At 73.9% G+C, this 17,809-nt stretch carries 14 protein-coding genes; 7 read left to right on the plus strand and 7 right to left on the minus strand.

Annotated elements, in window-relative coordinates:
- Nucleotides 1-71: 71 nt before the first annotated feature.
- From AB0G59_RS23935 to AB0G59_RS23945, 3 genes are read left to right on the plus strand one after another with little or no spacing between them, the layout of a single operon-like run.
- Nucleotides 72-1,544 carry a cobalamin biosynthesis protein CobG gene (locus tag AB0G59_RS23935; protein ID WP_360915065.1) on the plus strand — a complete coding sequence of 491 codons (1,473 nt, stop codon included), beginning with the start codon at nt 72-74 and terminating at the stop codon, nt 1,542-1,544.
- Entirely contained in the window at nt 1,541-2,194 is a 654-nt protein-coding gene (locus AB0G59_RS23940) for a precorrin-8X methylmutase (protein WP_360915068.1), read from the plus strand. Before AB0G59_RS23935 ends, AB0G59_RS23940 begins: the two co-directional genes overlap by 4 nt.
- Nucleotides 2,191-3,702 (plus strand): precorrin-2 C(20)-methyltransferase, encoded by a 1,512-nt coding sequence (locus AB0G59_RS23945; RefSeq protein WP_360915071.1) that lies wholly within the window; start codon nt 2,191-2,193, stop codon nt 3,700-3,702. The genes AB0G59_RS23940 and AB0G59_RS23945 overlap by 4 nt, the downstream gene beginning before the upstream one ends.
- 198 nt (nt 3,703-3,900) lie before the next feature.
- Here the strand turns inward: AB0G59_RS23945 and AB0G59_RS23950 are convergent, their stop codons facing one another.
- The gene (locus tag AB0G59_RS23950) at nt 3,901-4,695 is read right to left on the minus strand and encodes a cobalt-precorrin-6A reductase (RefSeq protein WP_360915074.1); all 795 of its coding nucleotides are present in this window, start codon (nt 4,693-4,695) and stop codon (nt 3,901-3,903) included.
- Nucleotides 4,696-4,799: 104 nt separating this feature from the next.
- Here AB0G59_RS23950 and AB0G59_RS23955 point away from each other — a divergent pair, with 104 nt between their 5' ends.
- The gene (locus tag AB0G59_RS23955; protein WP_360915077.1) at nt 4,800-5,969 is read left to right on the plus strand and encodes a cobalt-precorrin-5B (C(1))-methyltransferase; all 1,170 of its coding nucleotides are present in this window, start codon (nt 4,800-4,802) and stop codon (nt 5,967-5,969) included.
- 1 nt (nt 5,970) lies between these two features.
- Here AB0G59_RS23955 and AB0G59_RS23960 read toward each other — a convergent pair whose 3' ends face one another.
- The 4 genes from AB0G59_RS23960 to cbiE all read right to left on the minus strand — a co-directional run bounded on the left by AB0G59_RS23960 (nt 5,971) and on the right by cbiE (nt 10,564).
- On the minus strand, nt 5,971-7,224 hold the full coding sequence (locus tag AB0G59_RS23960) for a serine hydrolase domain-containing protein (RefSeq protein WP_360915080.1): 1,254 nt from the start codon (nt 7,222-7,224) through the stop codon (nt 5,971-5,973).
- A gap of 139 nt (nt 7,225-7,363) precedes the next feature.
- Nucleotides 7,364-8,200 (minus strand): MerR family transcriptional regulator, encoded by an 837-nt coding sequence (locus AB0G59_RS23965; RefSeq protein WP_360915083.1) that lies wholly within the window; start codon nt 8,198-8,200, stop codon nt 7,364-7,366.
- A 78-nt stretch (nt 8,201-8,278) separates the two neighbouring features.
- Nucleotides 8,279-9,049: a precorrin-4 C(11)-methyltransferase gene (gene cobM, locus AB0G59_RS23970; RefSeq protein ID WP_360915086.1), complete on the minus strand. Its 771-nt coding sequence runs from the start codon at nt 9,047-9,049 to the stop codon at nt 8,279-8,281.
- Nucleotides 9,050-9,346: 297 nt separating this feature from the next.
- A complete protein-coding gene (gene cbiE / locus AB0G59_RS23975) occupies nt 9,347-10,564 on the minus strand; it encodes a precorrin-6y C5,15-methyltransferase (decarboxylating) subunit CbiE (protein ID WP_360915089.1) in 1,218 nt (405 codons plus the stop codon).
- Between the two features lie 145 nt (nt 10,565-10,709).
- On the opposite strand from cbiE, the gene tsaD reads away from it, so the two are divergent.
- Entirely contained in the window at nt 10,710-11,765 is a 1,056-nt protein-coding gene (gene tsaD / locus AB0G59_RS23980) for a tRNA (adenosine(37)-N6)-threonylcarbamoyltransferase complex transferase subunit TsaD (RefSeq protein WP_360915159.1), read from the plus strand.
- 12 nt (nt 11,766-11,777) lie between these two features.
- On the plus strand, nt 11,778-14,423 hold the full coding sequence (gene alaS / locus AB0G59_RS23985; protein ID WP_360915092.1) for an alanine--tRNA ligase: 2,646 nt from the start codon (nt 11,778-11,780) through the stop codon (nt 14,421-14,423).
- Nucleotides 14,424-14,522: 99 nt separating this feature from the next.
- Here the strand turns inward: alaS and AB0G59_RS23990 are convergent, their stop codons facing one another.
- Nucleotides 14,523-16,010 carry an SDR family NAD(P)-dependent oxidoreductase gene (locus AB0G59_RS23990; protein WP_360915095.1) on the minus strand — a complete coding sequence of 496 codons (1,488 nt, stop codon included), beginning with the start codon at nt 16,008-16,010 and terminating at the stop codon, nt 14,523-14,525.
- Between the two features lie 331 nt (nt 16,011-16,341).
- Here AB0G59_RS23990 and AB0G59_RS23995 point away from each other — a divergent pair, with 331 nt between their 5' ends.
- Nucleotides 16,342-16,581, plus strand: coding sequence for a chaplin (locus tag AB0G59_RS23995; RefSeq protein WP_360915098.1), 240 nt, complete (start codon nt 16,342-16,344; stop codon nt 16,579-16,581).
- Nucleotides 16,582-16,915: 334 nt separating this feature from the next.
- Here the strand turns inward: AB0G59_RS23995 and AB0G59_RS24000 are convergent, their stop codons facing one another.
- Nucleotides 16,916-17,704 carry a sigma-70 family RNA polymerase sigma factor gene (locus AB0G59_RS24000; RefSeq protein ID WP_071962518.1) on the minus strand — a complete coding sequence of 263 codons (789 nt, stop codon included), beginning with the start codon at nt 17,702-17,704 and terminating at the stop codon, nt 16,916-16,918.
- Nucleotides 17,705-17,809: the final 105 nt, after the last annotated feature.

Raw genomic sequence — 17,809 nt, forward strand, 5'->3', positions numbered from 1 at the left:
TGCCCACCTGGTGAGCATAGTAAGCGCTGGTGATCGGGTACGGGGACGGTGCACCGGGTGGGGGCGTCGGTATGCTCGCCGCCATGCCTGTGCCCCCCACATCTCCCGCGGACCGGGACGAGACGTGCCGAACCGGCGCGACCGTGCGCGATCGCGGCGACGCGTGTCCCGGTGCGCTGCGGCTGCACGCCGCGGACGACGGTGGGCTGGCCCGCATCCGCGTACCGGCGGGTCTATTGACGGCCCGTCAGGCGGAGGCGCTGGCGCTGGCGGCGCAGGAGCTCGGGGACGGCCGTCTCGACATCACCTCGCGGGGCAACGTCCAGTTGCGCGGCCTGGCCCCGGGGGCCGGCGGCGAGCTGGGCGGGCGGCTGCGCGGGGCGGGGCTGCTGCCCTCGGACCTGCACGACCGGGTGCGCAACGTGGTCGCGTCACCGCTGTGCGGGCTGGACGGGCGGAGCCCCGGGGGCGCGCGGACGGACGTCCAGGCCTGGGCACGGGCCCTGGACGCGCTGTTGTGCGCCGGCGGCGGCGCAGAGGGCGCAGACGGAACAGGCGCCACGAACGAAACAAGCACCACCGACGCCACCAGCACCACCGACGCCACAGACACCTCAGGCGACTTGTCGGCTTTGTCGGGACGTTTCCTCTTCGGCCTGGACGACGGGCGCGGCGACATCGTGGCGCTCGCCCCCGATGTGACATTGATCGCAGAGGACGCGCGCACGGCCCTGCTGTGCTTCGCCACCGACGGCCCCGGCCTGCGCGTCGCCGCCGACGACGCCCCGCGCGCGGCCGTCCTGGCGGCACGGGAATTCCTCGCGGCGCTGCGCGAGAGCGGCCACAGGGCCTGGCGCGTGCGCGACCTCGCCCCCGAACTGCGCCCGCGCCCGGAGGGTTTGGCGCGCCGGCTGACCGCGGCCGGCATCGACTGTGTGCTCGTTCCCCACGTCGTCCTGCCGCTGGGGGCCCCGACCGCGCCGGGCGCGGTCCACGGCCCCGACGGGCGGTGGGCGCTGTCGGTGGCCGCGCCGCTGGGGCGCATGACCGCCGGCCAGTGGCGGCTCGTGGCCCGTACCGCCGACCGGGACGGCGACGGCGAGCTGCGTGTGACACCCTGGCGCGGCATCGTCGTCCCGGGCCTGTCGGCCCGGGCGGCCGCGGCGGCGGCCGCGGTCCTCGCCGACGCCGGACTCATCACCTCCGCCGACTCCCCCTGGCACGGCGCGGGCGCCTGCGCGGGCCGTCCCGGGTGCGCGAAGTCGCTGGCGGACGTGCGGGCCGACGCGACCGCCGCTCTCACCGGCGCGCGCCCTGGCGGGGCCGGGACGCTGCCGGTGTACTGGTCCGGGTGCGAACGGCGCTGCGGCCACCCGGCCGACGGCCGGTGGGTCGACGTGCTGGCGACGGCCGACGGCTACCGCGTCACCGTGCGGGACGGGGAGCGGGACGGCACGACACGAGCGGCGGCAGCGGAAGAGCTGGCCGAAGCGGTGGCCACGGCACGGACCACCGGCACCATACGCACCACCCGTACACCATGAACGACGAAGGCGACGAGGGCACAGTGTTCGACTACGACAAGGACGGCGCGTCCATCTACCGCCAGTCCTTCGCGACCATCCGCGCCGAGGCCGACCTCGGCGGACTGCCGCCGGACGTCAGCCAGGTCGCGGTGCGCATGATCCACGCCTGCGGGATGACCGATCTCGTACGGGACCTGGCGTACTCCCCGCAGGTCGTGGCCCGGGCCCGCGAGGCGCTGCGCGCCGGGGCGCCGATCCTGTGCGACGCGAACATGGTCGCCAGCGGCGTCACCCGCAAGCGGCTGCCCGCCGACAACGAGGTGCTGTGCACCCTCGCCGACCCGGCGGTCCCGGAGCTGGCGGCGCGCATGGGCACGACGCGCAGCGCGGCGGCGCTGGAGCTGTGGCGCGAGAAGCTGGACGGCGCCGTGGTGGCGGTCGGCAACGCGCCGACCGCGCTGTTCCGCCTGCTGGAGATGGTGGCGGAGGGCGCACCGCGCCCGGCCGCCGTCATCGGCATCCCGGTCGGCTTCATCGGCGCGGCCGAGTCGAAGGACGCGCTGGCCGACAGCCCGCTGGGGCTGGAGTATCTGGTGGTGCGGGGCCGGCGGGGCGGCAGTGCGATGGCCGCGGCCGCGATCAACGCGATAGCGAGCGAGGAAGAGTGAGCGAGCAGCCTTTGACGACGGGCCGGCTGTACGGAGTGGGGCTCGGCCCCGGCGACCCGTCGCTGATGACCGTACGGGCCGTCGAGGTCATCACCTCGGCCGACGTCGTCGCCTATCACAGCGCCCGGCACGGCCGCAGCATCGCGCGCTCCATCGCCGAACGCCATCTGCGCCCCGGCCACATCGAGGAGCAGCTGGTCTACCCGGTCACCACGGAGACCACGGACCACCCCGGCGGCTACCGGGGTGCGATGGAGGAGTTCTACGAGGAGGCCGCGGCCCGGCTGGCCGCGCACCTGGACGCCGGGCGCACGGTGGCGGTGCTCGCCGAGGGCGACCCGCTCTTCTACAGCTCGTACATGCACATGCACAAGCGGCTGGCCGACCGTTACCCGACGGAGGTGATCCCCGGGGTCACCTCGTTCAGCGCGGCGGCCGCCCGGCTGGGTACGCCGCTGGTGGAGGGCGAGGAGGTGCTGACGATCCTGCCGGGCACCCTGCCGGAGGAGGAGCTGACGGCCCGCCTGGCCTCGACCGACTCGGCCGTGGTGATGAAGCTGGGCCGGACCTTCCCCGCGGTGCGCGGTGCGCTGGAGCGTTCGGGCCGGCTGGCGGAGGCGCGGTACGTCGAGCGCGCGACGATGAGCGGCGAGCGCACGGGCCGGCTGGCGGACGTGGACCCGGAGTCGGTGCCGTACTTCTCGGTGGCCGTGCTGCCCAGCCGCGTCGACGCGGCGCCCCCCGCCGGGGCGGAGGGCGAGGTCGTGGTGGTCGGGCTCGGCCCGGCGGGCCCGCTGTGGCTGACGCCGGAGGCGCGCGGCGCGCTGGCGGCGGCCCAGGACGTCGTGGGCTACAGCACCTACGTCGACCGCGTCCCCGCGCGGCCCGGCCAGGCCCGCCACGCCTCCGACAACAAGGTGGAGTCCGAGCGCGCCGAGTTCGCGCTGGACCTCGCGCGCCAGGGCCGGCGGGTCGCCGTCGTCTCCTCCGGCGACCCCGGCGTCTTCGCCATGGCCACCGCCGTGCTGGAGGTCGCTTCCGAGGACCCGTACCGCCGGATCCCGGTCCGGGTGGTCCCCGGCATGACGGCCGCACACGCCGCCGCCTCCCGCGCCGGTGCCCCGCTGGGCCACGACTACGCGGTCGTCTCCCTCTCCGACCGTCTCAAGCCCTGGGAGGTCATCGCGGAACGGCTGCGCTCCGCGGCCGCCGCGGACCTGGTCCTGGCGCTGTACAACCCCGGCTCGCGCAGCCGCGTCTGGCAGGTCGGCAAGGCGCGCGAACTCCTGCTGGAGTACCGCACCCCGGACACCCCGGTGGTCCTTGGCCGCGACGTGGGCGGCCCGGAGGAGAGCGTCCGCATCGTCCGCCTCGGCGAACTCGACCCGGACCAGGTCGACATGCGCACCATCCTCATCGTGGGCTCGACCCAGACCCGCGCGGTACGGCGCGGAGAGGGCGACGGCGAGGAGATCGTCTGGACGCCGCGGCGGTACCCGGAGCGCTGATAGGGGGTTGCCCCGGTCCCGCCCTTTCGCCGTTTCCTGGGGGCTTCGCCCCCAGCCCCCGACCGCGCTGCCGCGCGCGGTGTCCTCAGACGCCGGACGGGCTGGATTTGTCCAGCCCGACGGGCGGGGTCCGGGGCGGAGCCCCGGAAACGGTGAAAGGGCGGGACCGGGGCCTCTTCTCCCCCGCCGCGACGGCGCTCAGCCCCCGGCTGCGCGACCGGCGGTGCCCAACTGGCTCAGCCACTCCACGGCCCCCGCCGGGTCAGGCGCCACCGGCACACCGTCCGGCACAGGCGGCCGCCGGACGACGACCACCGGCACGCCCGCCTCGCGCGCGGCCACCAGCTTCGCCGAGGTGGCCGCCGCTCCGCTGTCCTTGGTGACGAGGACGTCGATGCGGTGCCGTCGCAGCAGCTCCCGCTCGCCCTCGACCGTGAAGGGGCCCCGGTCCAGCAGCACCTCCGCGCGGGCCGGCATCGGTGGTTCGGGCGCGTCCACGGAGCGGATGAGAAACCACATACCCTCAAGGTGCGCGAAGGCGGCCAGGTGCATCCGGCCCGTGGTCAGGAACACCCGCTCGCCCAGCGCGGGCAGGGCGTCCGCGGCTTCGGCGAGCGAGTCGACCGCATGCCAGTCGTCGCCCGGGCCCGCGACCCAGCCGGGGCGGCGGACGGCGAGCAGGGGAACATGGACGTCGGCGGCAGCCTGTGCCGCGTTGAAACTGATCGTGCCGGCGAAAGGATGGGTGGCGTCGATGAGTGCGTCCACCTGCTGCTCGCGCAGCCACCGGGCCAGTCCCTCGGGCCCGCCGAACCCTCCGATGCGCACCTGCCCCCGGGGCAGCCGCGGCTCGGCGACGCGCCCGGCGAGCGAGCTGGTGACGCGCAGCGCGGGATCGGCGGCCAGCGTCTCCGCCAGGCGGCGGGCCTCGGTCGTGCCGCCGAGGATCAGGATGTGGCGCACGGAGCTGGAGCTCACCGGATGCCCTTTCATGTGCGGTGCCGCCCGGACCCGCGGGCGGTCGTGGTCATCGGCGGCGGCCGACGCGTACCGGCGCCGGCGCGGCGGGAAGGCCCAGCCTACGGCCGGTGCGGCACGTGACTGAGACCGAGGCCGCCAAGGCCGGGCAGGCCGGCCAGGCCACCGGCGGCCGCACCGCCCAGCTCCAGCACACCGGTCTGCGGCACGGCTGGACCACCGGCGCGTGCGCGACCGCCGCCACCACGGCCGCGTACACCGCGCTGCTCACCGGCGAGTTCCCCGACCCCGTGACGATCACCCTGCCCAAGGGTCAGACGCCCGCCTTCGCGCTCGCCGCCGAGGAGCTGCTCGGCCGGGGGCGGGCGGCGATGGCCGCCATAGTCAAGGACGCCGGCGACGATCCGGACGTCACGCACGGCGCGCTGGTGCGGGCCACGGTACGGGCGCTGCCGCCCGGCTCCGGGGTCCTCTTCCGCGCCGGCCCCGGCGTCGGCACGGTGACCCGGCCGGGGCTGCCGCTGGCGGTCGGCGAACCCGCGATCAATCCGGTGCCCCGCCAGATGATGCGCGAGCACGTCGCCGCGGTCGCCGCCCGGCACGGCGGCACGGGCGACGTCGAGATCGAGGTCTCGGTCGATCACGGCGAGGAGATCGCACGCTCCACGTGGAACCCGCGGCTGGGCATCCTGGGCGGCATCTCCATCCTGGGCACCACGGGCATCGTCGTCCCCTACTCCTGCTCGGCCTGGATCGACAGCATCCGGCGCGGCGTGGACGTGGCCCGCGCGGCGGGCCGCACGCACGTCGCGGGATGCACGGGTGCGACGTCCGAGAAGGTCGCCGTGGCCGTGCACGGACTGCCCGAGGACGCGTTGCTGGACATGGGCGACTTCGCGGGGGCGGTGCTCAAGTACATCCGCCGTCACCCCGTCGACCGGCTCACCGTCGCCGGCGGCTTCGCCAAGCTCTCCAAGCTGGCCGCCGGCCATCTCGACCTGCACTCCGCCCGCTCGCAGGTGAACAAGGAGTTCCTCGCGGAGCTCGCCCGCCACGGTGGTGGCGGCGACGCCCTCGCCGCCGCCGTCACCGGTGCCAACACCGGCCTGGAGGCGCTGCGTCTGTGCGAGGCCGAGGGCGTTCCGCTCGGCGATCTGGTCGCCGCCGGCGCCCGCGACGAGGCCCTCGCCGTGCTGCGCGGCGCGCCCGTCGCGGTCGACGTCATCTGCATCGACCGCGCGGGCGTCATCGTGGGGCGGGCGGAGCCCCGGGGGCCGCGGGGGCGGTGACCTAGCGGTTCACCGGGCCCAGCGCCGCGCGGTTCGCCAGCGCCTTGGCCGGCTTCTGAACCGGCTTCTGCGTCGTGCCGCAGAACGCGCCCTCGAACATGTTCTCGAACGGCGGGCTCTGCTCCAGCCAGTCGCCGTTGATGTTGAAGGTGAGCGCGTTCTTGCCGTCGCGGGTCACGGCGGCGCCGGAGAGCGAGCCCCACACGACGCCGTCGTGGCCCCAGACGGTCGTGCCGCAGGAGAGCGAGCGCGACATGATGCCGAGGCCGTACGTGAACTGCTGGCCCGTCTCCACGGTCGTGAGCATCGCGTCCAGCTGCTTGCGCGGCAGGAGCTTGCCCTGCAGCAGGGCGCTGTAGAAGCGGTTGAGGTCACCGCTGGTGCTGACGACCTCGCCCGTGGCGCCGGACCAGGAAGGGCGGTACTCGGTGGCGTCGTGGATCTCCGGGCCCGGGTTCTGCACGTAGAGCTTCGAGTAGCCGACCGGGTGCGGGGCGGGCAGGGTGGGGTCGGTGCCGGGGAAGGTGGTCTCCTTCAGGCCCAGCGGCTTGACGATGCGGCGCTCGACCTCGCGCGCGTACGGCTTGCCCGTGACCTTCTCGATGACCATGCCGGCGAGGACGAAGCCGGTGTTGGAGTAGTTCCAGCCCTTGCCCGGCTCGAAGTCGGGCCCGTACTTCAGCCCGTACGCGATGACCTCCTGCGGGGTCTTGACGTCGTAGCGGTGCTGGAAGAAGCCGGGGCCGTTCATGTCCTTGTCCCACTCCGGGGTGTACACCATGTCGTGCACACCGCTGGTGTGGTTGAGGAGCTGACGGATCGTGATCTTGTTGGCGTCGTAGCCGTTGCCCTTCACGACGCCCGGCAGCCAGCGCTCCACCGAGTCGTCCAGGCTCAGCTTCCCCTCCGCTTCGAGCTGGAGGAGCGTGGTGGCCACGAAGGTCTTGGTGATGCTGCCCGCCCGGAAGTGGTCGGCAGCGGTCCGCTTGCGCTTGGTGTCGGTGTCCGCGTAGCCGGCGGAGCCGGACCAGTTCCCCCTGGGCGTACGGACCTCGGCGGCCACACCGGGCATGCCGGCGGCCACGAGGCCGTCGAGGGCCCGCTGTGTCGCGGCCTGCTTCCCCGACTCCTCGGCCGGGGTCGCGGCCGAGGCCTTGGCCGCGGCCGGGCCGGCGCCGGCGACGATGCCGCCGACGACGGCCGCGGCCGTGAGCGCTACGAGCGTGGCGCGCGTTTTCGATGTGCGCTGCGACATGGGCTTCCCCCCTGGAAACACGCGGCCGGACGGCCGCTTCATGATCGTTTCCAAGGGCATCACAGCCGGGCGTCCCTGGCTATGACCGGGCCCACATCCTGCCGGTCAGTCGTGGGTGCCGGTCCGTCGTGGGTGCCGGTCAGTCCTGGGTGCCGGCCCGCTCGATCGGCTCCTGCAGCTCCGTCACCCACTGGCCCGGGTCCTGCGCGGACTCGAGGTAGAGCTCGCGCGCGTAGCCCGTCGAGCGGTGGCCGCCCGCGTCGATCCAGCGGGCCAGGGCCTGGGCCGTCGGCAGCACGTCGTCCATGGAGCCGTGGTGGACGATCGTGGCCGCGCTGTCGATGGCGGGCAGCTCGACGACCCGGAAATCCGGGCCGCCGCGGACGTCCGCCGGGACCGGCAGGGCGGCGTGGACGACGACCTCTTCGCCGGCGCCGGGCGCGTCCTCGTAGGAGGCGATGGCCGGGCCCGTCGGCTCGACCCCGGCGGCCTCGAGCCGGCGGCACAGCTCGTCGAACAGCGGGCCGATGACGGGGCCGATGTCCTGGGGCCCGTAGCTCGCCGCCGTGGCACTCAGCTCGGCGACCCTGACGGCGGGAATGCGCTTGACCACCACGTCGTTCGCGTTCATGCGTCCCTCACTCTCGATCGTGCGGAGCCTCGCCTCGACCTGGCCCAGGCGGGCCGTGGCGGCGGCGACGGCCGCCTCCAGTTCGGCGTGCCGCAGCCGCAGCATCCCGCGCAGCTCCTCGGTGCCCACCTGCTCGTCCACGATCTCCCGGACCTGCTGGAGGGTGAATCCGAGGTCCTTGAGGGCGATGACGCGGTTGAGGCGGGCGAGCTGACCGGCTTCGTAGAAGCGGTAGCCGCTGAACGGGTCGACGTGGGCCGGCCGCAGCAGTCCGATGGCGTCGTAGTGGCGCAGCATGCGGACGGATACGCGGCCGTGGCGGGCGAAGTCTCCGATGGTGAACATGGTGGGCTCAGTCCATGACCTGACACGGTGTGAGGGTCAAGCAGTGCGGAGCGGTCCGGAGCGGTCCGGCTGCTGGGCTCAGGGTTCCAGTACCGTCCTGCCGCACGTGTCCCGGTCCCGCGTCGTCGAGTACAGGAAGCTGTCGGGGAACTGCTCCGCGGCCAGCGTGCGGCCCACGATGATGACGGCGGTGCGGACGATGCCCGCCGCCTTCACCTGGTCGGCGATGCCGGCGAGGGTGCCGCGCAGGACGATCTCGTCGGGGCGGCTGGCCATGGCGACGACGGCGGCCGGGCAGTCGGGGCCGTAGTGCGGGAGGAGTTCGGCGACGACCCGGTCGGCGTGGCGGGCGGCCAGGTGCAGGACCAGCAGGGCGCCGCTGCGGCCGAGGGTGGCGAGGTCCTCGCCGGGGGGCATGGGGGTGGCCCGCTGGGCGACGCGGGTGAGGATGACGGTCTGGCCGACGGTGGGCACGGTCAGCTCGCGGCCGAGGGCCGCGGCGGCGGCGGCGAAGGCGGGGACGCCGGGGACGATCTCGTACGGGATGCCGGCGGCGTCCAGGCGGCGCATCTGCTCGGCCACGGCGCTGTAGACGGAGGGGTCGCCGGAGTGCAGGCGGGCGACGTCCTGGCCGGCGGTGTGGGCGCGGACGAACTCGGCGGTGATCTCGTCGAGGTTCAGGTGGGCGGTGTCGACGAGGCGGGCGTCCGGCGGGCATTCGGCCAGCAGTTCGGTCGGTACGAGGCTGCCTGCGTAGAGGCAGACGCCGGCCCGTGCCAGGATCCGCGCGCCCCGCACCGTGATGAGGTCGGCCGCGCCTGGGCCGGCGCCGATGAAGTACACGGTCATGGGGTCTCCTCCGGTGGTGGGTGCGGTTCGCGTGCGTCGTGGGGGCGGGGGCGGGGCGGGGTGGGTCCTTCTGGGGGCTGGATTATTTACGGCGGGTGCGGTGCCCTGATTCGGCGCCCCGCATGCCGCCGCAAATAACCCTTACGCCCCCTGCCAGGACCCACCCCGCCCCGCCCCCTCCCGTTGTGGGCCATCGTTCCGCAGGGCTGGGGGCACCTCCCAGCGGTAGCTGGGGGAGGGTGGGCACAACGGAACAGCGGACCTGCACCCGGACCGGTTCGCCCAGGGGCGGCGCCGTCACGGTTTGGACACCGCCCACTGCGTCACCGGCATCGCCTGGCGCCACCCCGTGAAGCCCCCGACCGGCACGGCATGCGCAACCGCCAGGCGGGTCAGCTCACCACCGTGGCGGCGGTACCACTCCGTCAGCAGCGCCTCGGATTCCAGCGTGACCGTGTTCGCCACCAGGCGGCCGCCGGGTGGCAGCGCCTGCCAGCAAGCCTCGAGCAGGCCCGGCGCCGTGAGGCCGCCGCCGATGAAAATCGCGTCCGGAGTGGGCAGGTCCGCCAGGGCCTCGGGCGCGCGGCCCGTCACCACGCGCAGCGCCGGCACGCCCAAGGCGTCCGCGTTGCGGGCGATGCGCCCGGCACGCACGGCATCCCGTTCGACCGTGACGGCCCGGCACGAGGCGTGCGCCCGCATCCACTCGATGCCGATCGAGCCGGAGCCGCCGCCCACGTCCCACAGCAGCTCGCCGGGGGCGGGCGCTAGCGCGGCCAGCGTCGCGGCGCGTACGTGGCGCTTCGTCAGCTGGCCGTCGTGCTCGAACGCCTCGTCCGGCAGGCCCGGGGTGAGGGCCGTGCGCAGGGCGCCCGGATCGCGGCGGCAATCGATCGCGATGACGTTGAGCGCGTCGACGGGCGCGTCCCGCCAGTCCGCCGCCGTGCCCTCGATGTGCGCCTCGCGCTCGCCGCCCAGTTGTTCCAGTACGGTCATCCGGCTCGGCCCGTAGCCGCGCTCGCGCAGCCGGGCCGCCACCTCCGCGGGCGTATCCGCGCCGGCGCTGAGCACCAGCAGCCGGCGGCCCTCGTGCAGCGCCGCGGCCAGGGCGCCGGGCGGGCGGCCCACGAGGCTGATCACGTCGGTGTCGTGCAGCGGCCAGCCCAGGCGGGCGCAGGCGTACGAGACGGACGAGGGGTGCGGCAGGACGCGCAGCCGGTCGGCGCCGAGGATCTCGGCGAGGGTGCGGCCGATGCCGTAGAACATGGGGTCGCCGCTGGCCAGGACGCACACGTTCCGTTCGGCGTGCGCGGCCAGCAGGGCCGGGACGGCCGGCCGGAGCGGGGACGGCCAGGCGACGCGTTCGCCGGTGCACTCCCCCGCGGGCAGCAGGTCGAGCTGGCGGGGGCCGCCGACGAGCACCTCGGCCCGGCGCAGGGCCTCGCGGGAGCCGGGGGCGAGGCCGGGCCAGCCGTCGGCGCCGATTCCGACGACCGTCACGGGGGCGTGGCTCACGGGGTCTACCTCGGGGTTCGGGCTGCGATCAAGGGGCACCGGAACTCTACTGACCTGCGGAGACCGCGCCACGGCCGGGACCTTGTTGCATAGAATGTGCAATTACCTAATGAAGGCAGGAGGCGCGCTCGTGAGGCGTTCACCGGTGGTGCTGGGTATCGAGTCGTCCTGCGACGAGACCGGCGCCGGTCTGGTCCGGGACGGGAAGCTGCTGGGCCACGCGGTGGCGTCGAGCATGGACGAGCACGCGCGCTACGGCGGCGTCGTGCCGGAGATCGCGGCGCGGGCGCATGTGCACGCGGCCGCCCCCGTGGTGCGGGCGGCGCTGGCGGACGCGGGGCTGGAGATGAGTGACATCGGCGCGGTCGCGGTCACCACCGGTCCTGGTCTGTCCGGTGCGCTGCAGGTGGGGGTCGCGGCGGCGAAGGCGGTCGCGTACGCGCTGGGCGTGCCTCTTTACGGTGTGCACCATCTGGCCGGGCACGTGGCCGCCGACACCCTCGAGCACGGGCCGCTGCCGAATCCGTGCATGGTGCTGATCGTCTCCGGCGGGCACACCTCGCTGCTGCTGGTACGGGATCTCGCCCGGGATCCGATCCTGCATCTGGGCGACACGCTCGATGACGCCGCCGGTGAGTGTTTCGACAAGGTCGCCCGTGTCTTCGGGCTGCCCTATCCGGGCGGGCCCGCGATCGACCGGGCGGCTCGGGACGGCGATCCGCGTGCGGTGGCGTTCCCGCGGCCGCTGACCGGGCCGCGGGACGATCGGTACGCGTTCTCCTTCTCCGGGCTGAAGACGGCCGCCGCCCGCTGGGTCGAGCAGCACCGCACCGCCGGCCGGGCCCTGCCCGTCGCGGACGGGGCGGCCTCGCTGCAGGAAGCGGTGGCCGACGTCCTCACCCGCAAGGCCGTCGCCGCCTGCCGGGAACACGGCGTGGGCACCCTGGTCGTGGTCGGCGGCGTGGCCGCGAACTCGCGGGTGCGGGCGCTGGCCCAGGCCCGCTGCGAAGCTGCGGGCATCGAGCTGCGCGTACCTCCGCTACGGCTGTGCACCGACAACGGCGCGATGATCGCCGCCGTCGGTGACCTGCTGGTGCGGGCGGGCGCCGAACCCGCGCCGCTCGATGTGTCCATCGATCCGTCCGCGCCCCTGGAATACGCGGCGCTCCACCCAGTGGCCCGCACCGTCCGCGCCGCCTGATCGGAGTCCCCTGTGCGTACCGCCGACATCCGCAGCCGCTTCCTCGACTTCTTCGCCGCCCGCGGCCACACCGTGGTGCCCAGCGCACCGCTTCCCACCCCCGACCCGACGCTGCTGTTCGTCAACGCGGGCATGGTCCCCTTCAAGCCGTACCTGACCGGCGAGGCCGCACCGCCGTGGCCGCGCGCCACCAGCGTGCAGAAGTGCGTGCGGACCCTCGACATCGAGGAGGTCGGCAAGACCACCCGGCACGGCTCGTTCTTCCAGATGAACGGGAACTTCTCGTTCGGGGACTACTTCAAGGAAGAGGCGATCGCCTTCGCCTGGGAGTTGTCCGTCTCCGCTGTCGAGGACGGTGGGTACGGGCTCGATCCTGAGCGGATCTGGGCCACCGTCCACCATTCCGACGACGAGGCCGCCTTGCTGTGGCGGCGCATCGCCGGGCTGCCCGAGGAGCGGATCGTGCGCCGGGGCGACGAGGACAACTTCTGGTCCATGGGCGTCCCCGGCCCCTGCGGGCCCTGCTCGGAGCTGTACTACGACCGCGGGCCCGCGCTGGGCCGCGCGGGCGGGCCGGCCGTGGACGAGGACCGGTACATGGAGTTCTGGAACCTGGTCTTCATGCAGTACGAGCGGGGCGAGGGGACGGGGAAGTCCGGCTATCCGATCCTGGGCGAGCTGCCGCGGCGCAACATCGACACCGGCATGGGCCTGGAGCGCATGGCCACCCTGCTGCAGGGCGTCGACAACCTCTACGAGATCGACGAGACCCGGCCCGTCCTGGAGCGGGCGGCCGAGCTGACCGGGGTGCGCTACGGCTCCGACCACCAGGCGGACGTGCGGCTGCGGGTCGTCGCCGACCATGTGCGCACCGCCCTGATGATGCTGGCCGACGGCACCGCGCCCGGCAACGAGGGGCGCGGCTATGTGTTGCGGCGCATCCTGCGGCGGGCCGTGCGGTCGGTGCGGCTGCTGGGGCATCAGGACCCCTGTCTGCCGGAGCTGCTGCCGGTCGCCCGGGACTGCATGCGGCACAGTTACCCGGAGGTGGCCGAGGAGTTCGGGCGCATCGCCCAGCAGGCATACGCCGAGGAGGACGCCTTCCGCTCGACGCTGCGGCAGGGCACCACCGTGCTGGACACGGCCGTGGCCGAGGTCAAGGCGAGCGGTGGTCATCTGCTGCCGGGGCGGCAGGCGTTCCTGCTGCACGACACCTACGGCTTCCCCATCGACCTGACGCTGGAGATGGCCGAGGAGCAGGGCGTCGAGGTCGACCGCGAGGGCTTCACCGCCCTGATGGCCGAGCAGCGCGAGCGCGCCCGCGCCGACGCCCGGGCGCGGAAGTCGGGCGGGGCGCTCGACACCTCGGCGCTGCGGTCGGTCCTGGACGCCCACGGGCCCACGGACTGGCGGGCCTACGACACGCTGCTGACGGACTCCACGGTCCTGGCCCTGCTCGGGCCCGCCGGTCCGCTGGCGTCGGTCGCCGCCGGGGAGATCGCCACCGCCGTCCTGGACCGGACGCCCTTCTACGCCGAGTCGGGCGGGCAGGACAGCGACGCGGGCGCCCTGACCGGCACCTCGGTCGAGGCCGAAGTACTCGACGTGCAGCGGCCGTTGCCGGGGCTGGTGGTCCATCAGATCCGGGTGACGGCGGGCGAGCTGGCGGTGGGCGATGCCGTACGGGCCGCCGTCGACCCCGAGTGGCGGCTGGGCGCCCGGCAGGCGCACTCCGGTACGCACGTGCTGCACGCGGCGCTGCGGCAGGTGCTCGGTCCGACCGCGCTGCAGGCCGGCTCGTACAACCGGCCCGGCTATCTGCGGCTGGACTTCCCCTGGCGCGGCGCGCTCGGCCCGGCGGCGCGCGGCGAGGTCGAGGAGGCGGCGAACCGTGCGCTGCGCCGGGACCTGCCGGTGGACGTGCGGTGGATGTCGCTGCCCGAGGCCAAGGAGCTGGGGGCCCTGGCGCTCTTCGGCGAGACGTACGGCGAGCGGGTGCGGGTCGTCGAGATCGGCGGTGCGTGGTCGCGCGAGCTGTGCGGCGGCACGCATGTGGAGCGCGCGTCGCAGGTGGGCGTGGTGGCGCTGACGGCGGAGTCGTCGGTGGGGGCCGGGATGCGGCGGCTGGAGGCCGCGGTCGGCTTCGAGGGCTTCGGCTATCTGGCCCGCGAGCGCGATCTGGTTACGCGCCTGGCGGAGCAGCTCCAGGCGCCGCGCGCGCAGCTGCCCGACCGGGTCACGGTGCTGCTCGACCGGCTCAAGGCCGCCGACCAGCGTGCGGAGGAGCTGCGCAGGCGGGCCGAGCGGGGCCGTGCCGCGGAGCTGGCCGGGGCGGCGGCCGACGTGGGCGGCACGCTCGTGGTCACGGCGACCACGGACGGTGACGCGCGCTCCCTGGCCCTGGCCGTCCGCGACCGCCTGCCGGACGCCCGGCCGGGCGTGGTGGCGGTCGGCTCGGCGGGCGACGGCAAGGCGGTCCTGACGATCGCCCTCAACCGCGCGGCGACCACCGCGGGCCGGTCGGCCGCGACCTTGGTGAAGTCCCTCCTCGGCGGCCGCGGCGGCGGCTCGGCGGAGGTGGCCCAGGGCGGCGGCGTTCCCGCGGACGCCCTGCAGGCGACGCTGGACTCCGTGCACGGCCTGCTGACGCGGTCCTGACGGCTCGAAAATCCAGCCCGTCTGGGGGCACCTCCCAGCGGTAGCTGGGGGAGATTGAGGACCGGGGGTCCGGGGGCGGAGCCCCCGGCTACCGGACCTCTACCAGTTCGACTTGCGGTAGTCCTTCAGGAAGCAGCCGTACAGGTCCTCGCCCTGCTCGCCGCGGACGATGGGGTCGTAGACCCGTGCCGCGCCGTCCACCAGGTCCAGCGGGGCGTGGAAGCCCTCGGCGGCGAGGCGGACCTTGTCCGGGTGCGGGCGCTCGTCGGTGATCCAGCCGGTGTCGACGGCGGTCATCAGGATGCCGTCGCTCTCCAGCATCTCCTGGGCGCTGGTGCGGGTGAGCATGTTCAGCGCGGCCTTGGCCATGTTGGTGTGCGGGTGGCCCGCACCCTTGTAGCCGCGGCTGAAGACGCCCTCCATGGCGGAGACGTTCACCACGTACGTGCGGCGGGCGGCGGCCGCGGCCATCGCCGGTCGCAGGCGGCTGATCAGGATGAACGGTGCCGTGGAGTTGCACAGCTGGACCTCGAGGAGCTCGACCGGGTCGACCTCCGAGACGGTCTGGATCCAGCTGTTGGTGGAGTCCAGGTCCGGCACCAGCCCGCCGGCGTCGATCGCGGTGCCCGCCTCGATGCGGGCCAGGGAGGCCGAGCCTCCGACGAGCGCCAGGTCGGTGACGTCCTGCGCGGTCAGGGCGTCGCCTTCGCGGCGGGGGGCCGGCAGCGCGGCCACGGCGTCCACCGCACCGCTGCCGAAGGTGCCGATCACCTCGGCGGCGGGCAGCTCGCCCGCGGGCAGCGGGGCGGACTCGGCGGCGACCAGCTCGCTGTAGGCGCGCGGGGAGCGGCGCACGGTCTGGGCCGCGTTGTTGATCAGGATGTCGAGCGGGCCCTCGGCCGCCACGGAGTCGGCGAGGGCGACCACCTGGGCGGGGTCGCGCAGGTCGATGCCGACGACCTTGAGGCGGTGGATCCACTCGTCACTGTCCGGCATCGCCTTGAAGCGCCGGATGGCGTCGTTGGGGAAGCGCGTGGTGATGGTGGTGTGAGCACCGTCACGCAGCAGCCGCAGGGCGATGTACATGCCGATCTTCGCCCGGCCGCCGGTGAGCAGCGCGCGGCGGCCGGTGAGGTCGGTGCGGGCGTCGCGGCGGGCGCGGTTCTCGGCCGCGCACTCCTGGCAGAGCTGGTGGTAGAAGGCGTCGACCTCGACGTAGCGGCTCTTGCAGATGTAGCAGGACCGGGGGCGCTGAAGGATGCCCGCGATCTCGCCGACGGTCGTGGAGCTGGGCAGGATGCCCTGGGTCTCGTCGTCGATGCGCTCGGCGGAGCCGGTGGCCGTGGCCTCCGTGACGGACTTGTCGTGGGCGGTCTTGGCGGCGCGGCGCTCCTGGCGGCGGCGCTGCTTCACCGTCCGGTAGATCCCGGCCGTGGCACGGCGCACCGCGATCGCGTCGGGGTGGTCGACCGGCAGCTCGTCGAGCTCCGCGAGGACGTTCAGGCAGATCGCCATGCGCTCGGGATCTATGCCGGGGTGGTCCGACTGGTGGCCTGCACCGTCGTGGATTTCTTCAGTGACGGTCATGACCGCTGTCGTTTCCAGTCCGTTTGTTCGATAAGGGTTCCAGGAAACTGTACGTAGAGCGGTGCCGCAGCGCCAATCCCGGCCGGTGGGGCTCCGGAGCGGGCCATGCCCCGGGCCGGCCGGCGGCGGGGTGTGCGGGCGACGGCGGACGGCGGCGGGCGATCACGGACTGGCATGGAAGCCGGGGAATCCCTTTTCCCAAACCCCGGACATTACATCCGACTTATTGGCCTTTCCGGGTTAATTCCGAGCGCTATGGCCCATATTGGACCAACTCCTACTGAACCGCCCGCCACAATTGCCTCTCAACACCCCTTAGAAAGGTTTAGCCATGTCGCGTATCGCCAAGGCAGCCGTCCTGACCGCCGCCGTCGGCACCGTCGTATCCGGCGCCGCCGGCATCGCCTCGGCCGACTCCGGCGCGCAGGGTGCCGCCGTGGGCTCGCCCGGCGTCATCTCCGGCAACGTCATTCAGGTCCCGATCCACATCCCGATCAACCTCTGCGGCAACTCGATCGACATCGTCGGTCTGCTGAACCCCACCTTCGGCAACACCTGCATCAACGGCTAAATCACACCCCCCAAGAGCGCGCGCGTCACAGCCGGACCCGCGCGCACCGCGCGGGGGGAGGGTCACAGTCAGCCGCCGGAACCCTCCCCTGCGCGCCCGTGGCGCCCATCCTCCTGATGGGCGCCACTGCCGCGTCCGGGTGGCGATACCGGCTCGGACCCGTCCCCGTCCCCGGACGCGGCATCGCCCCCGGCGGACCGCCCGCCGTGCCCGGCGTGCTCGGCCCCCGGGAGATCGGGCACGTCGACGATCGGCGGCAGGTCCGGGGTCAGATGCGTGTGGTGTGCGGTCATGGTGAGCGCCTGCCCTCCATCGCGGGGACGGATAAATTCGGTCAGGCCGCCGCGAGCAGCTGCCGGCGCAGCCGCTCGCAGGTACGGCTGAGAATGCGGGAGATCTGCATCTGCGAGACGCCCAGGCGCGCACCGATCTGCTGCTGGGTGAGGTTGCCGAAGAACCGCCAGTACAGGACGTATCTCTCGCGCTCGGGCAGCGCGTCCAGCAGCGGTTTGAGGGCCTGCCGGTCGATCACGAGGTCCAGGGCGCGGTCGGGCAGTCCCAGGGTCTCGGCCAGCGGCAGGTCGTCGGCGCCGGCGACCGGATGGTCGAGGGAGAGGGTGTGGTGCACGCCGTCGGCGTGCAGGCCGCGCCGGACCTCCTCCTCGGACAGTCCCGTCTCGGCGGCCAGCGCGGCCGCGGTGACGTGCGCGCCGGAGTCGCGCTGTTCCAGCCGGGTGCGCGCGGCACGGACGGCGGCGCGCAACTCCTGGTCCCTGCGCGGTATGTGGAGCGACCACACATGGTCGCGCACATGCCGCTTGAGTTCGCCGGTGATGGTGGGGATGGCGAACGACTCGAACGCGCACCCAAGGTGCGGATCGAAGCGGTCGACGGCGTGGACGAGAGCCAGGGCGGCCACCTGCCGCAGGTCCGCCGGGCTCTCGCCACTCTTGCGGAACCGCACGCTGACGCGCTCGGCCATGGGCAGCCAGGCGGCGATCACCTCCTGGCGCAGCCGGTCCCGTTCGGGGCCCTCGGGGAGCGCGGCCAGGCGCAGGAAGTGACCCTTGGTGTCGGGCGAGGCGGTGTCGCGCCCCCGGGGGCAAGGCCTTGTCTCAGCCATGGTCACAGCTGTCCCCTCGCTCGTGCGTCAAGGACGCCAGGGAGTGCCGGATGCCGCCGGCCGGAGCACCGTTGCGGCGCCTGCGCCCACGCCCCGCGCACGGTC

It is taken from the genome of Streptomyces sp. NPDC021096 (assembly GCF_040641275.1).
Taxonomy (GTDB): Bacteria; Actinomycetota; Actinomycetes; order Streptomycetales; family Streptomycetaceae; genus Streptomyces.

Bases quoted from the DNA above. Each gene is read 5' to 3' on its own strand.
- AB0G59_RS23935 (WP_360915065.1), top strand. From the start codon at position 72: ATGCTCGCCGCCATGCCTGTGCCCCCCACATCTCCCGCGGACCGGGAC.
- AB0G59_RS23940 (WP_360915068.1), top strand. From the start codon at position 1,541: ATGAACGACGAAGGCGACGAGGGCACAGTGTTCGACTACGACAAGGAC.
- AB0G59_RS23950 (WP_360915074.1), bottom strand. From the start codon at position 4,695: ATGAAAGGGCATCCGGTGAGCTCCAGCTCCGTGCGCCACATCCTGATC.
- AB0G59_RS23960 (WP_360915080.1), bottom strand. From the start codon at position 7,224: ATGTCGCAGCGCACATCGAAAACGCGCGCCACGCTCGTAGCGCTCACG.
- AB0G59_RS23965 (WP_360915083.1), bottom strand. From the start codon at position 8,200: ATGTTCACCATCGGAGACTTCGCCCGCCACGGCCGCGTATCCGTCCGC.
- cobM (WP_360915086.1), bottom strand. From the start codon at position 9,049: ATGACCGTGTACTTCATCGGCGCCGGCCCAGGCGCGGCCGACCTCATC.
- AB0G59_RS23990 (WP_360915095.1), bottom strand. From the start codon at position 16,010: ATGACCGTCACTGAAGAAATCCACGACGGTGCAGGCCACCAGTCGGAC.
- AB0G59_RS23995 (WP_360915098.1), top strand. From the start codon at position 16,342: ATGTCGCGTATCGCCAAGGCAGCCGTCCTGACCGCCGCCGTCGGCACC.
- AB0G59_RS24000 (WP_071962518.1), bottom strand. From the start codon at position 17,704: ATGGCTGAGACAAGGCCTTGCCCCCGGGGGCGCGACACCGCCTCGCCC.